Genomic DNA, 14,364 nt, shown 5'->3' on the forward strand with positions numbered 1-14,364 from the left:
TTTCCCTTCCACTATCTATGAAAGCACATCTCTTCTTTGGAAAACTACCAGTCCAATGATAAACGCAACGGCTGAGTAGATAAGCAATACACCCAATGATTCCCAAATAATCCCGGTATTTACTGGCTCAACAAAGAGTCCCTTCCATGAATTGAAATAACTTGTTAGCAAATAAGGCTTGAGGAACTTAAAATACTCAATTTCCTGCAAGATTGCGGACATATAAAGCAAACCCATTCCACCAATAATAGCAACGTTGGCATTGCTTAAAAATGTCGAAATTGCAAACGACACACTTCCTACAGCAAGCATTGCCACTGCAACTATGCCATATGTTGCTAAAAGCCTCAAGATTGCGCTCCATTCGGGGAAGACCCATATGCCATCATTGAATACTACCAAACTTCCCTTGCCTAGGAACGCCCAACCAACTATATATGCCACGACACCAGAAAACATTGCCAGCACAAATATATAGGACGCCCCGACCACATGTTTTGAGACAGCCCAACCCACTTTGCTGACTGGACGACACAATACCGTTCTCAAAGTTCCATCTGACGCCTCCGAGGCAATTAAATCTCCACAAACTAGACATGCAAATAGGGGCAAGAAAGTATAGACCACACCCTCAAGCAAATATCGTGTCAGAAACGCGGCATTGATAAATGAACCCGCTATGATAAAATCTTGGCTGATGCGATCGCGCATATGGCGGAAAGGATCGCCATATTTGATGGCAATCAGCATCAGAATTATCATTAACGTCATGCTTATAAAACCAAAGTAAGTTCTGGGCTTACGCCACAGTTTTAGAAGCTCCATCTGGATACTAGTTATCATGCCTACTATCCTGAATGACGTCGAGGAAAAGATCCTCTAGGTTCATTTTCTTTGGAATTATCGAGAAAACCTCAATCCCAGCCGTCACTAATGCCCGGTTGAGTTCCGGTACAATCTTTTGGCGCACCCTTACAACCAAACAATCTTGGCCGCACGAGACAACATCAACCTCGCCATTTCTTGTCGCTATCTCTGAAGCTCGCTTTACATCATTCACCTTAAACTCAACCAGGTTCATTTCTTGTTGAAGAAGTTTATCAACATCGCCCTCGGCAATGAGGCGGCCATTGTTTATAATCCCAACCCTCGTGCATATTTGCTCTACTTCGTAAAGGAGATGGCTTGACAAGAATATGGTAACCTTCTCTTCCCTGGCAAGGTGCTTGATAAGCTCTCGCACCTCCTTCATTCCCTGCGGGTCCAACCCCGACGTTGGTTCATCAAGGATAACAAGCTTCGGCTTTGGAAGCAGTGCCTGAGCAATCCCCAGCCGTTGGCACATCCCATGTGAGAATGTTTTAACTTTGTCATTTGCATGGTCAAGCAAGCCAACGACATCCAGTACTTCGTCTATTCGCCTGTCATTACATGCACCGGAGAGCCTACTCAGTAGTCTAAGGTTCTGCCTAGCTGTTAAAAATTTATAAAAACAGGGCGATTCAACCAAAGCCCCGACATACTTCAAAGCCTTTACACGGTCTTTCATAATATCATGGCCCAAGAGCCTTGCTACACCACGATTTGGCCGGATTAAGCCAACCAACATACGTATCGTGGTGCTCTTCCCGGCACCGTTCGGTCCGAGGAAACCATAAATATCTCCCTCCGCAACCTGCAGGCTTAGATTATCTACCGCACGTCGGCCTCGAAAGTTTTTTGTAAGTTCAATTGTCTCTACAATTTGATGTCGCATATGCTGCGTTGCTGAGTACGCTAATTTTTAGACTTTTCTTCAAGTAGCTTAGCCATCTGTAATGGCCCGCCAACAGCTCGCTCAAGTTGGGCAAGTGCAATTTGGTAGTCGTAGATTGCATTTACATAATTTGTTTGCGCAAGAGTTAAGGCCGCCTGAGCATCGAATACCTCAACTTGGGTGGATACTCCTCCTTGATAGCGCACTTGTGCAAGGCGCATGCTCTCGCTTGCTTGCTCTAAGGCCTTTTCGGCAGCCTTAATTCGCTCCTGACTCTCCCTAAGACTGAGATATGCTTGCTGAACATCGAGCGTTACTCCACGCATTGTTTGCTCACGCATCGATTTTGCACTCTTTGCATCGGATGTGGCTTTCCTGACAGAAGCTTTGGTAGCACCCCCATCAAAAATATAATAGCTTGCCGTAAGAAAAGCCCTCCATGATGATTCACGGGGACTAAAGGTGCTGACATCAAAGCTTCGGTTGTATGCCCACCGCAAGTTAATCCTCGGCTTGCCAGCGAGCACAGCTACCCTTGCTACTTCCTCGGCTGCCTTGACCTGCATCTCAGCTTTTTTGATCTCCGGACGCATGCTTAGCGCAACATCCACGCAAGCTTTTAAATTGACCTCAGCAAACTGAGGTCTTTCCGGCTCAGCCAGGTCTACTTGCGCATCAAGAGGTCTGGCTAGCACGTTATTGAAAGCCGACTTCGCAAGCTCAAGTCCATTTTGGGCGATGATTAGCTGTTGCCTCGCATTTGCCACCTGCGTTTCCGCTCGAAGCACTTCGAACTGTGCCACAGTTCCAGCGGCAAGGTGAGCCTTCGCATCCATCAGATGAGCTTCTAGAGCCCTGACATTTTCCTCCTGAACTTTGAGGAATTGCTCTGCCCGAAGCACATTAAAAAAGGCTTTTTTTGTTTCAAATGTAATATCGTTTATGACTTGTTCATACTCTGATTTGGAAGCCGAAGTATTATATTTGGCAGTCTTCTTACCTGCTCGAACGATCCCAAAAACATCCAGAGGTTGAGTAAGTATCAAATCAGCCGTGCGGGTATATAGTGAGCCTAATGGAATTTCCCTTTCGCCGAATCTTACGACAGAAACCTCATCAAGTCTTTGGTAAGTGCCCTCCAAGCTGAGCTTCGGCATTCCCTGACTTGTAGCCTCATCAACAGCTGCGTACGCCTTATTTACATTCTCTAGGGCAATGTGCGCTCGAGGATTGTTTTGCACCGCCAATTTTATGCTCTCTTCAAGCGTAAGCTTTTCTGCAAAGACGGTTGACCAAAGACTTAGCTGGAAAAAGACCAATGCGATAATGATAGGCGAACGAATGAATCCGCATCTTTTTACTAACCGGTCAATCATTGTTGTTGCCCCCGCTTTATATGTTGTCCAATGCTATGAATGCTCCGTGCATTCGTTTGCCTCATTTGACTCGGCCAAGCTAAGACTCCTTGTTAGGTGATGTAAAAATTCGCGCATAGAGTCAAGCTTTAGCAAAAACAAGCCACCCTTAGTAGGATGGCTCATTATGAATAACTTATCGCCGGTATGAATGCCAAGCTTCTTTCTCGCTTCCGCAGGGATTACTACTTGGCCGCGCTCGCCCACCGTAACCGTCCCAACAAAGCATTCCTCTAATGCACACTCAGGCATCATTAGTATGTTCACCTCTTATCCGCAGCAATGGAAATGTCTGATAAATCAGACGTTGGTTACAATGTTAGAACATTCTCCAAACCCTGTCAAGCATTTCCTTTAGCATGGCCGCCTCTGCTGTTCTTTAACTCTTTCACCCATTCAAGCCGATTGCGAAAGCATTCCCACCTGTGATATAATTAGACACAGTTATTTTAAACTAGGTTAGTAGGCCAAAGTTTTTGGTTGCGCGACAAGATAAAACATCAGAAGATACCGGGAGGTCTTTCGGGACGTGATAGATACCAGCGATTTCAGGAACGGGTTACACATAATCCAAGACGGCGAAATCTACACAATAGTGGAGTTCCAACACGTTAAGCCAGGTAAAGGTGGGGCTTTCGTGCGAACAAAGCTTAAGAATGTTAAAACAGGTGCAGTCATCGACAAGACATTCCGCGCCGGCGAGAGGATGGAGCAAGCTGTGCTGGAGCGGAAACCAATGCAATACCTTTACCACCAAGACAGCGACTACTACCTGATGGACATGGAGACCTACGACCAAATCTGCGTCCAGAAGGAAGCTTTCGGCGACGCCGTGAAATACTTGAAGGACAACCAAGAAGTCTGGACATTAACCCACGAAGGCAGAATAATCGGCGTTGAACTGCCATACACTGTGGAGCTTGAGGTAGTTGAGACTGAGCCGGGCGTACGAGGCGACACCGTATCAGGCGGTTCAAAGCCAGCAAAGCTTGAAACGGGGGCTGTAATCCAAGTTCCATTCTTCATAAATGTGGGGGATAAGGTCAAGGTTGACACTCGCACAGATGCATACCTTGAGAGAGTAAAGTAGCCCATCTTATTTAATCTGCCTTGGCTAGGATAGGAGAGCGCGAAATGAACCGCGCAAGCCGTGGAAGCTCGGTTAGACCAAGCGGTGTGACCGAGCCTTTTCGCAATCTAGTAGCACTTGGGTGCCAGGTAGGCGGCCTGGTATTTATACTTGTCGCTGGCTACCTAATCTGGGGGCTTGCCACCAATTCGATAACCAACTCCTTTTCACTACCTCTGCAAGACAAGCTGCGGGTAATACGCAACATCATTTACGCGGCCAAAATCCTGGGGGCAAGTGGAATAATCTTCCTCATCGCTGCCGCCATCCGCTTCTATGATGAGGAAACAGTAGGGTATTTACTCCTAATTTTTGGCGGCATTCTATATTGGGGAATTCCATCAACGTTTGCTGGCAAAATCCAGCTTCTCCCCAAGTCAATGGCTTATCTGCCAATGTACGTCCTTGGGCAATTCAAGCTCGTAGGAATAGCAGCCATTCTTCTTTCTGTGGTTTTTATAATAGGAGACCTCTACTTAAGATTATCGGGCGTGCGCCGTTTTGTTGAACAAAAGGCATCGGAAAGGCGAACGGGGTCAGCTCTAGCAGCGGAGGAAGTAAAACCTGGAAGACTTTACCTTGCGTGCTGGCAAACACCCTACTGCCGCCCCCATATTAGGAAATACTGCAATGCTTACGAAAAGCGCAAAACTTGCTGGCGAATAAAAAGCGGCTGTTACTGCGATGAGGAAATGGTCATCCGCATTCTTAGGCAGAACCAGAAGGCAGTAAAAGGCTTCGACATAAAGTTTAGCGAGACAGCAACCAGAAGGCAGAATCTCACACCAGCTCAAAAAAGAGAACGTTGCAGGAATTGCTTCCTTTATGCAGAGCACCAAAAGCAGAAATATAAAATACTCAGCCCACTCGTTTTCCCGGCGGTTTTCCTATTAATGTTTTATTACTTGCAACCCATAAAAAGTTTTTTACATAAGGCAATTGTATTCACAGAGCACTTTGCAGAAATCGCTTCCTTCGGCGCAAGGCACGGACAACCTGGCTCACAGCCGCCGTGGGCGAATCTCCCTTCCACGGCAAATGCAGTTGAGTGGCTACTTATATTTTGCATTTATCTCGTGATTGTAACTTACTTACTAAGATTTCTCGAATACTGCATTTTCAAGTGGCAGATATAGCATGCAAAGGATTGGTGAGAGTTGGACATAAATGACATTGAACGGCTAATAAGGCTCATTAGAAACGCAAGAATCTCAGAGCTAACCCTTACTTCTGGAACATCAACAGTCAGGTTAAAAAAGCCCTTAAAGCAAGCTACGGCCCAAATGCCGAAGTTGGAACCAGGCTATGCTTTGAAACCAATAACAGCCGAAAAGACACCTGAGAAAGCTGAACCCCAAGAGGTTGAACACCTAATCACCGCACCAATGGTCGGCATATTCCATAGCATAGAAAGCCTTTCCTCTCCTGGAGCAAGCATTAAGAAAGGTCAGACAGTCGGAGCCATCGAATCTATGAAGTTGATGAACGACGTAGTTGCGGACTGTGACGGAATAATTACCGAGGTGTTGATTGAGGATGGAATGCCGGTCGAATACGGCCAGATTCTCTTTAAGCTCTCAACTACTCAAACATAAAGCGGAGGAAAAATATGTTGCAAAACAATCGTGGGCAACTCTTGCTAATTGAAATACTCGTAGTGATTGCGATTCTGATGGTGATCGGCTACTTTATCGTTCCTCGATATTTAGGAGAGCGCTCGTCGTCTGAGGAAGGCACGGTTGCAGGTCCGAAGGAGCGCGCAGAGAGCGTTGAGTGCATAAACAACCTGCGGAATATTCGAGCAGCAATCGAAATGTACCGCCAGACTGGAGAAGGGAAATTTCCGACAACGCTAGCCGAGCTTGAGTCTAGCGGCGTATCGGAAAGCATCAGGAAGTGCCCTGTTTCGGGCAAGGAATACAAATATGACCCTTCGACCGGTACCGTGAGCTGCATATATCCTGGGCATGAGAGGTACTAATGTTCAAGAAAATCCTAATTGCAAACCGTGGTGAGATTGCCGTTCGCATCATTCGAGCCTGCCGGGAGATGAAAATTGCCACGGTCGCAGTCTACTCTCAAGCAGACGCAAATTCGCTACATGTACGACTAGCGGACGAGGCAATATGCATTGGGCCGCCAGCAAGCAAAGACAGTTACCTTAACGCACCAAATATCATAAGTGCCGCAATAATTACCAGTGCAGAAGCAATCCACCCTGGATATGGTTATTTCTCAGAGGTTCCAAGTTTTGCGGAAGCATGCGAAGCATGTAAAATCAAGTTTATTGGCCCAAAGCCCTCTGCCATTGAAAAAATGGGTAATAAGGCTAAGGCGAGAGAAATAATGCAATCGGCGGGGGTACCTGTGATACCAGGTACGAAGGGAGTGCTTCAGAACGAGCAGGTGGCAATCAAAACCGCCGCAAAAATGGGATATCCCGTGCTTTTAAAAGCCGCCGCTGGCGGAGGAGGCCGTGGAATAAGACTTGTCAGAAACGAGGACGAACTCATTAAAACGCTTAAAATTGCCCAAACAGAAGCCGAATCTGCATTTGGCAGCCCAGATCTTTACATGGAAAAGTTTATCGAAGAACCAAGGCACATTGAGGTGCAAATCCTGGCAGATGAACATGGGCACGTAATTCACCTGGGCGAGCGCGAATGCTCCATCCAAAACAACCGGCACCAGAAGATGCTTGAGGAAGCACCATCAGTTGCTTTGACCCCATCAATGAGGGCAAAAATTGGAGAAGCGGCAGTACGTGCAGCAAAGGCCGTTGGTTACACAAATGCCGGAACTGTTGAATTCTTGCTTGACGAAAAGAAAAACTTTTACTTCATGGAAATGAATACTCGCGTCCAAGTGGAGCATCCGGTCACCGAGGCAGTGAGCGGCATTGATATCGTAAAAGAGCAAATCCGAATTGCCGCAGGTGAAAAGCTTAGCTTCAACCAGAAGGACATCCAGCTTAAGGGGCATGCAATAGAATGCCGAATCACCGCTGAGGACCCCGAACGAGACTTCGCCCCAGCCTCAGGCAAGATTGAGGGGTTGATACTTCCCGGTGGATTAGGCGTTCGCATTGACACTCATATATATCCGGGTTATGTCGTTCCTCCCTACTATGACTCCTTACTTGCAAAGCTAATCGTGTGGGATAATGATCGAAATGGCGCAATAAACCGCATGGCAAGATGCTTATCCGAGTTTACCATTGAAGGCCTTAAGACAAACATACCATTCCATATGAAAATTATGAAGAATGCGGATTATCGCCGAGGAAATTTATCTACAAGCTTTATTCGGCGCATATTAGAAGAAAGCGGATAAGGAAAAACCATACCAACCAGGCAGCAACGCAATGGGTACTAAAAGCAGAAGAGCAGCCAGGGAGCTGGCACTGAATGTTCTCTATCAAGTTGATATTGCGCGAATACTGCCTCAAGAAGCACTAGATACTGCCCTAAAAAATGCAAAACTTGAGGAAAGCAGTGCAAAGTTCGCAGAAGAACTAGTCAAAGGCACCTTAGAACACTTAAAAGAGATTGATGAACGCCTTAAGCGCCTGTCCGTCGGCTGGGAACTTCAACGTCAACCCGCTGTAGATCGGAATATCCTCCGGATGGCGATTTTCGAGATACTCTATCTAGATCAAATACCACCGAGCGTCTCAATTAACGAGGCTGTTGAGCTAGCCAAGAAATATAGCACTGAAGATTCTGGACGCTTCGTGAACGGAGTTCTCGGAGCCTTGTTACGTGAGCAAGGAATCAAAATTGGGGAGCAACAAAATGAGGGCCAAAATTCTTGATGGATTAGCAACTGCTAAGACTATTAGAGAAGAGGTAAAAGCCGGCGTTGAGAAATTAATCGCCGAGCATGGGATAGTGCCCAATCTCGCGGTAGTCATCGTCGGCGAAGACCCTGCATCTAAAGTGTACGTAAACATGAAAAGAAAGGCCGCTATAGCGGCAGGAATGCTTTCGACTGTTCATGAACTGCCGGCAGACTCGACACAAGAAAAGGTCGAAGACGTCGTCAAGAAGCTTAGCGCCGACCCAAGCATTCATGGCGTTATGGTTCAGCATCCAGTTCCAAAGCACTTGAACGAACAAAGCATCCTTGATGCCGTTGCTCCAGAAAAAGATGTTGACGGAATCAGCCGATACAGCTTGGGAAGCCTGGTGACTGGAGACCCTTTGTTCGTAGCAGCAACTCCTGCAGGCATTATTGAGCTACTCGACCGATATAATATTCCAATAGAAGGACAGCATGCAGTTGTAGTCGGCCGAAGCATAATCCTTGGCAAACCGGTCGCGCTTTATCTCCTCAACCGCCATGCAACGGTGACCATATGCCACACACGCACACGAGACCTGCCGGAGATAACAAAGCAGGCAGACATCCTCGTGGCAGCGGTGGGCAAACCGGAAATGATAACGGGCGATATGATTAAAGAAGGCGCAATTGTCATTGACGCAGGATACAACAAGGTCGAAGGTCGCGATAAGGATGTTGGCGACGTGAACTTCGAACAAGCAGCGGAAAAGGCATCTTGGATTACGCCTGTTCCTGGTGGTGTCGGTCCAATGACGATTGCAATGCTATTGAGAAACACTCTAAAAGCAGCTAGCCGAATGGTAGAACGCAAATAGCTTTTTGCTAATGACTAACAAAACCTTAGATCTGCAAGCATATTTTTCGGAAAAGCGCAAGCAAATAGAAGCCGCCCTCGACAGGTTTCTGCCACAAGAGGACCGGTACCCACAAATCCTCTTCCGCGCAATGAGATATAGCGTCTTAGATGGTGGCAAGCGGATAAGGCCAGTCCTCGTGTTGGCGGCATGCGAAGCTGTAGGCGGTGATTCCGAAAAAGCCTTGCCTACAGCATGCGCCGTTGAATTCATCCATTCCTTCTCCTTGATTCACGATGACCTCCCTGCATTAGACAACGATGACTTCCGAAGAGGCAAGCCTACCAATCACAAGGTCTTTGGAGAAGCCATGGCAATACTTGCAGGAGATGCGCTCCTGGCGCTTGCATTTGAAACAATCACCAAAACGGAAGGGGTGCCTGCAAACACAATACTTGATGTAACGAGGCGGATTGCCGCCGCTGCTGGCACTGGAGGTATGGTTGTCGGTCAAGTTGTAGATATGGAGTCTGAGGGCAGAAAAATTGAGCTTGAAACGCTCGAATTCATGCATTCCCACAAAACTGGCGCATTAATCGAGGCGTGCATTGTTTGCGGAGGGCTTCTAGGCGGAGCAACTTCCGAACAGTTGGCGGAGCTGAGCCTTTATGGGCAAAAGATTGGTCTCGCGTTTCAAATTGTTGATGATATCCTCGACCTAGAAGGCGAACAAGAGAAGCTCGGCAAGACAGTTGGAAGCGACCTGCGCAAGCAAAAATCAACCTTTCCTGCAATACTTGGCTTGGAAAAATCAAAAGAAAAGGCTCTGCAAGTCACCCAAGAAGCCTTAAAAGCGGTAGAAAACTTCGACACGCGTGCAGAACCGCTCCGCGCTATTGCACGATTCATAGTTGAACGCAAGACATAAAGTTAAGCAACGAAATTCTCTTCAAGAAAAGCTATGAATTAACACACTAGGCGCTGGTCTACGCTTTTCTGCAGAGGTGTCGAACTAAGAATGTCGCAAAAGAACGCAAGTTTCCTACGCCGAGAAGTACTGCCAATAGGGCTTGTTTTCCTTGCGGCAGTGACGCTTCGGGCTGTATACCTGTTGGAATACAAGGCACATATCCCCTACTATTACCGCGTTACCCTAGACTCCGCTTACTATGACGCATGGGCGCAGAGGGTCGCCGAGGGAAAAGGATATGGGCCGATGCCATTCTATATGGCGCCGCTTTACCCCTATTTTTTAGCACTAATTTACAAAATCGCTGGGCACAACTATCCTATTATTTATCTACTTCAGGCGGTGCTAGGCACTATAAACACAATTCTTGTCTACATCATCGGGAGAAAGCTTCTAAGCCGAGCGGTCGGTCTTGTTGCTTCTGGACTACTGCTCATTTACTCGCCACTAATCTATCTTGAGACCAAGCTTCTTACTGAGATACTTGCCATAACTTTGAATCTAGCCTCAATTTCCGCTCTGATTTATGCCACCGAGCGGCAATCAGCTAGCAGGTTTCTAGCCTCAGGACTGGCTTTCGGAATTAGCGCTTTATGCCGCCCTGCTGCCCTCATAATGGCCCTGCTCGCAGTTCTATGGCTCTTGCTAAAGTACAAACGCAATAACCAAACAATCTGCTACACTGCAATCCTGCTAGTTGGCGTGGTGATTCCGATTATCCCAGTTACTGCTCGGAATTACTTTATAGGCAAGGACTTTGCCTTGCTTTCCACAAATGCAGGAATCGTGTTTGCCCAAGGGAACAGCGAATATGCAACCGGAATATCCACTCCGCTACCAGGGTTTAGCGGCACAATTCTTACCCAACAGCAGGAGGAAATGGCTCAGGCATCGAGTGCACTCGGCAGGCAAGTCAAGCCATCCGAGTCATCGGCATATTGGTTCAGGCTCGCCTTGAGCTTCATTTGCAAGCACCCATTCGAGTACCTGAAACTTCTTGGCCGCAAAGTCATCTGGTCGCTCCACAACCGCGAATCTCCCTGCAGTTATAATATTTATTATGAGCGCGAATATGTTCCTATTCTTCGCTGGCTTGCTTTGCCATTTCCCTTCCTTGCCGGACTCGGGTTATTTGGATGGAAAAGATTGCGCGATCGACAGGTCAGCATTCTTGGTCTATACATACTTTCGATTTTCTTAAGCCTAATGATTTTTTCCGTAAGTTCTAGATATCGTGCGCCGATGGTCCCGGCATTAGCAATTTTTTCTAGCTATGGGCTACTAGAAGCAACCAAGCTTGTTTTAAGAAGGAACATCCGCGGCATTATTTGCTTCATATTGTGCATCACTCTGATGTTTTTACCTTCACTAGTGCGTTTCCCAACCCCCACAGTGACAGCAGAAGCGCCGACTAATATGGGATGGAGCTACATGGAGCAGGGCAAAGTCAAAGAGGCGATAGTCCAGTTCAAAAGGGCGCTGGAAATGAATCCAGAATTCTCACATGCGCATAACAACTTGGGCATTGCGTTAGCAAGACAGGGCAAAATTGACGAAGCCATCGCTGAATATGAGAAAGCCTTAAGACTCACACCCAACTACCCTGAAGCACATTTCAACCTTGGCGACGCACTTGTGCGCAAGGGCAGGCTCGATGATGCAATCGCCCACTACCAAGCATCAATCCGGCTTAGGCCAGACTATGCCCCAACGCACGTTCACCTTGGCAACGCCCTACTTTTAAAAGGTCTGTACGACGAAGCAATTGCCAACTATCAAAAAGCACTCCAACTTGACCCAGAAGTGCCGGATGCGCGACACAATCTGGAGGTCGCCATTGCCACCAAAAATCTGCTTGAGGGTTCAAGCAAAAAGTCAAAGCAGAATCTGGCAATAGAACACTACAACAGAGCGAATGGCTTACTACGTGAAGGCAAGTTTGATGAAGCTGTAAAGGAATATAAGAAGGCATTGGCTTTTGATCCAAAATTTGGCCGTGCACACAACAACCTTGCGGTAGCGCTTTTTATGTCAGGACGATATGCGGAAGCATGGAACGAGGTCATGCTCGCAAAGAAATATGGCGCCGAGCCAAATCCCAACTTCCTTAGGGGACTATCAAAAAAGATGCCACAACCCTGAGCGCATGGCCCTGAAGCTTCTAGCTGGAGAAAAGGAAGTCTTGCCAGCTACGCTCACGCTGAACCCACTGCGCGCTAGTTAGCAACCGGACAGTGAGCTTCGTAATTTCGCAATCTCATCTCGATTTCGGGTGCAGCCGGTGAGCCCTGAGTTATAGCGAGCTGAAGCGCTCTGCGGGCCGTGGATATAGCTTGGTCATAGCGGCCAGCGGCGGCATAGGCGGCTGCAAGCGTATCCAGCAAACCCGAATCCTCATATCTGACGGCCTCGCATGCCGCTTTCGCCAGTTTTATCGCCTCTAGCGCATCGCGGTAAGTAGGCTTCTTCTGGGTTGCTAGCAACCAAGCCAGATTGTTCTTCGCCTCAGGCCAGTTTGGGCGAAGCTTTAATGCAACTCGGCAACTTTCAATTGCCTCACGCACTTTTCCTAGCTCCCCCAATGTTATGGACAAATTATAATGTGCATCCGGCAGGAAAGGATCGAGTTCAATCGCCTTTTTATAACTCTCAACTGCCGCTCCCGATTTACCCTTTATGCCCAGAAGGATACCTAGATTGATGTGTGCTTGTGCATAATCCGGCTTCGCCATTAGAGCCTTATTGAAGTGCATGGCCGCTTCATCAAGCCTTCCCTGCTTTAGAAGAAGTCCTCCGTAGTTGTTATGAGCCCGCGCATGCCTGGGATCTATTTTCAAAGCTTTTTGGAAATGAAAAGCGGCTTTTTCAAAGTCCATGCTTTCAAAATATGCAATTGCCAGATTATGATGTACATCTGCCCAAGTAGGTTCGATTCTCAATGCCTTCTTGAAATGCTTGATTGCCTGAGCATGTTTCCCTAGAGCGGTTAATGCAAGGCCAAGGTTGTTTTCGGCAACTGGATTTTCCTTTGTCACTTTTAGGGCATGGCTGAACAACGTCACGCTATCTCGCCAATGCGTCACTTGCCTTAATGTCGTTGCCGCTAGAATTATGACAAGAACACAAGCTACTGCTGAGAGAATAAGATTTCGTCTGACATCTGCTGTCTGGCACTTTATCCCAACCTGCTTGCCAGTTCGGATAGATTCAATTAAATCAGGGATTCCCCACGCTAGAATAACAAACAAGCCAATCAATGGTATATATGTGTATCTATCTGCCATCGCCTGCCAACCAACCTGGACAAGGCCAATCACAGGAACTAAAGTGCCCAAATACCAGAACCACCCAAACACAAGATATGGCCGTCTTCGGGACTGCCAGAGCACCAAGGCAGTAATGGCAACAATAATCACAAGCGCACCCACCATTTTCCAAGTAACTATTACGGTTGGGTATGGATAAAAGACCGATAGGCCGCTTGGAATTATCATCTTGCCAATATATGAGACATAGGAGATTAATGCATTGCCTATGCGCATTCCAACCGGGTAACGCTCCAGCGTGGCGACACTGAGGCCCTTCTGCTGAGCGATATACGTGACTATTGCAGAACTAATGGTAAGCCCAAAAAGGGGTATTTTCTCAACCAATAGTTTCTTATTTGTAAGCGTAGAGAACAACGAGTGATTAGCAGCGCTAAAACGGCGAAGAGGCCAGAAATCCATGAGGAGAAGAACGAATGGGAGCGTCAAAACCATGGGCTTTGCCATCAATCCAAGAGCAAAGAAAGCGATAACTGGGATATAAGTTGCAATCCTAGGAGATTGAACATATCGGATGTAGGCTAATATCGCAATCATCCAAAAAAGGGTGCTTAGAACATCCTTTCTCTCTGCTACCCAGGCAATCGACTCAACATGAAGCGGATGCACGGCAAACAAAGCCGCAACAAACCCACTCTTCCAAATCGACCCAGTAAGAATGCTAAAAATACCAAAAAGCAATAGCGTGTTTGCTATGTGTATAAGCAAACTTACGAGGTGGTGACCTATGGGATTCAAGCCGAAAAGCTGGCAGTCGAGCATGTGAGACAACCATGTAATAGGATGCCAGTTGCTTTCGTGCATTGTGGTGAACGCCCAGCCAACGTTTGCAAGCGTAAAGCCCCCCCTAACATGACTGTTGTCTGTCACATATTCGTCGTCGTCATAATTTATAAAGCCATTGCCGAATAGAGGCACAAAAGCAACGATGGCTACAAGCACAAGCAAACATCCAACCAAATATGACCTATACATTTTGACAAAGCCATCCATTCCGCGAGCAAACCTCCCTTAGCCTTTGGATATGTGGTAAATGAAATCCTCAAAAGGGATTTTAGCTTGTTTCGAATTTAATTTCGTGGTGCCTGAAAAATGCCAACCGCCTTGCCGAACCCCACTTCAAGAATAAGG

The 14,364-nt window shown here is 47.1% G+C and carries 14 protein-coding genes; 9 read left to right on the forward strand and 5 right to left on the reverse strand.

Annotated elements, in window-relative coordinates; genetic code table 11:
• Window positions 1-15 precede the first annotated feature (15 nt).
• The 4 genes from K6T99_07530 to K6T99_07545 are packed head-to-tail and all read right to left on the reverse strand — an operon-like array spanning window position 16 to window position 3,423.
• On the reverse strand, window positions 16-843 hold the full coding sequence (locus K6T99_07530) for an ABC transporter permease (GenBank protein ID MCL6519671.1): 828 nt from the start codon (window positions 841-843) through the stop codon (window positions 16-18).
• A complete protein-coding gene (locus K6T99_07535) occupies window positions 833-1,756 on the reverse strand; it encodes an ABC transporter ATP-binding protein (protein MCL6519672.1) in 924 nt (307 codons plus the stop codon). Before K6T99_07535 ends, K6T99_07530 begins: the two co-directional genes overlap by 11 nt.
• A 20-nt stretch (window positions 1,757-1,776) precedes the next feature.
• Window positions 1,777-3,132: a TolC family protein gene (locus tag K6T99_07540; GenBank protein MCL6519673.1), complete on the reverse strand. Its 1,356-nt coding sequence runs from the start codon at window positions 3,130-3,132 to the stop codon at window positions 1,777-1,779.
• Window positions 3,133-3,165: 33 nt separating this feature from the next.
• Window positions 3,166-3,423, reverse strand: a complete 258-nt coding sequence (locus K6T99_07545) for an AbrB/MazE/SpoVT family DNA-binding domain-containing protein (GenBank protein ID MCL6519674.1) — start codon at window positions 3,421-3,423, stop codon at window positions 3,166-3,168.
• A gap of 277 nt (window positions 3,424-3,700) precedes the next feature.
• On the opposite strand from K6T99_07545, the gene efp reads away from it, so the two are divergent.
• The 9 genes from efp (at window position 3,701) to K6T99_07590 (ending at window position 12,049) form a co-directional block, all read left to right on the forward strand.
• The gene (gene efp / locus K6T99_07550) at window positions 3,701-4,261 is read left to right on the forward strand and encodes an elongation factor P (GenBank protein ID MCL6519675.1); all 561 of its coding nucleotides are present in this window, start codon (window positions 3,701-3,703) and stop codon (window positions 4,259-4,261) included.
• A gap of 44 nt (window positions 4,262-4,305) precedes the next feature.
• Window positions 4,306-5,436, forward strand: a complete 1,131-nt coding sequence (locus K6T99_07555) for a hypothetical protein (protein MCL6519676.1) — start codon at window positions 4,306-4,308, stop codon at window positions 5,434-5,436.
• A gap of 21 nt (window positions 5,437-5,457) precedes the next feature.
• The gene (locus K6T99_07560; GenBank protein ID MCL6519677.1) at window positions 5,458-5,895 is read left to right on the forward strand and encodes a biotin/lipoyl-binding protein; all 438 of its coding nucleotides are present in this window, start codon (window positions 5,458-5,460) and stop codon (window positions 5,893-5,895) included.
• A 14-nt stretch (window positions 5,896-5,909) separates the two neighbouring features.
• Window positions 5,910-6,281, forward strand: coding sequence for a type II secretion system GspH family protein (locus K6T99_07565; GenBank protein ID MCL6519678.1), 372 nt, complete (start codon window positions 5,910-5,912; stop codon window positions 6,279-6,281).
• Window positions 6,281-7,633, forward strand: coding sequence for an acetyl-CoA carboxylase biotin carboxylase subunit (gene accC / locus K6T99_07570; protein ID MCL6519679.1), 1,353 nt, complete (start codon window positions 6,281-6,283; stop codon window positions 7,631-7,633). The genes K6T99_07565 and accC overlap by 1 nt, the downstream gene beginning before the upstream one ends.
• A gap of 31 nt (window positions 7,634-7,664) precedes the next feature.
• Complete coding sequence (gene nusB / locus K6T99_07575; GenBank protein MCL6519680.1) at window positions 7,665-8,114, forward strand: transcription antitermination factor NusB; 450 nt, start codon at window positions 7,665-7,667, stop codon at window positions 8,112-8,114.
• Window positions 8,095-8,958, forward strand: coding sequence for a bifunctional 5,10-methylenetetrahydrofolate dehydrogenase/5,10-methenyltetrahydrofolate cyclohydrolase (locus tag K6T99_07580; GenBank protein MCL6519681.1), 864 nt, complete (start codon window positions 8,095-8,097; stop codon window positions 8,956-8,958). The genes nusB and K6T99_07580 overlap by 20 nt, the downstream gene beginning before the upstream one ends.
• A 10-nt stretch (window positions 8,959-8,968) precedes the next feature.
• Complete coding sequence (locus K6T99_07585) at window positions 8,969-9,865, forward strand: polyprenyl synthetase family protein (protein MCL6519682.1); 897 nt, start codon at window positions 8,969-8,971, stop codon at window positions 9,863-9,865.
• 90 nt (window positions 9,866-9,955) lie between these two features.
• Complete coding sequence (locus K6T99_07590) at window positions 9,956-12,049, forward strand: tetratricopeptide repeat protein (GenBank protein ID MCL6519683.1); 2,094 nt, start codon at window positions 9,956-9,958, stop codon at window positions 12,047-12,049.
• A gap of 74 nt (window positions 12,050-12,123) precedes the next feature.
• Here the strand turns inward: K6T99_07590 and K6T99_07595 are convergent, their stop codons facing one another.
• Window positions 12,124-14,226 carry a tetratricopeptide repeat protein gene (locus tag K6T99_07595; protein ID MCL6519684.1) on the reverse strand — a complete coding sequence of 701 codons (2,103 nt, stop codon included), beginning with the start codon at window positions 14,224-14,226 and terminating at the stop codon, window positions 12,124-12,126.
• Window positions 14,227-14,364 lie beyond the last annotated feature (138 nt).

The sequence above is a fragment of the Armatimonadota bacterium genome (assembly GCA_023511795.1).
Classification (GTDB): domain Bacteria; phylum Armatimonadota; class UBA5829; order DTJY01; family DTJY01; genus JAIMAU01.

Bases quoted from the DNA above. Each gene is read 5' to 3' on its own strand.
- K6T99_07530 (MCL6519671.1), bottom strand. From the start codon at position 843: ATGATAACTAGTATCCAGATGGAGCTTCTAAAACTGTGGCGTAAGCCC.
- K6T99_07535 (MCL6519672.1), bottom strand. From the start codon at position 1,756: ATGCGACATCAAATTGTAGAGACAATTGAACTTACAAAAAACTTTCGA.
- K6T99_07540 (MCL6519673.1), bottom strand. From the start codon at position 3,132: ATGATTGACCGGTTAGTAAAAAGATGCGGATTCATTCGTTCGCCTATC.
- K6T99_07545 (MCL6519674.1), bottom strand. From the start codon at position 3,423: ATGCCTGAGTGTGCATTAGAGGAATGCTTTGTTGGGACGGTTACGGTG.
- K6T99_07555 (MCL6519676.1), top strand. From the start codon at position 4,306: ATGAACCGCGCAAGCCGTGGAAGCTCGGTTAGACCAAGCGGTGTGACC.
- K6T99_07565 (MCL6519678.1), top strand. From the start codon at position 5,910: ATGTTGCAAAACAATCGTGGGCAACTCTTGCTAATTGAAATACTCGTA.
- accC (MCL6519679.1), top strand. From the start codon at position 6,281: ATGTTCAAGAAAATCCTAATTGCAAACCGTGGTGAGATTGCCGTTCGC.
- nusB (MCL6519680.1), top strand. From the start codon at position 7,665: ATGGGTACTAAAAGCAGAAGAGCAGCCAGGGAGCTGGCACTGAATGTT.
- K6T99_07580 (MCL6519681.1), top strand. From the start codon at position 8,095: ATGAGGGCCAAAATTCTTGATGGATTAGCAACTGCTAAGACTATTAGA.
- K6T99_07585 (MCL6519682.1), top strand. From the start codon at position 8,969: ATGACTAACAAAACCTTAGATCTGCAAGCATATTTTTCGGAAAAGCGC.
- K6T99_07590 (MCL6519683.1), top strand. From the start codon at position 9,956: ATGTCGCAAAAGAACGCAAGTTTCCTACGCCGAGAAGTACTGCCAATA.
- K6T99_07595 (MCL6519684.1), bottom strand. From the start codon at position 14,226: ATGGATGGCTTTGTCAAAATGTATAGGTCATATTTGGTTGGATGTTTG.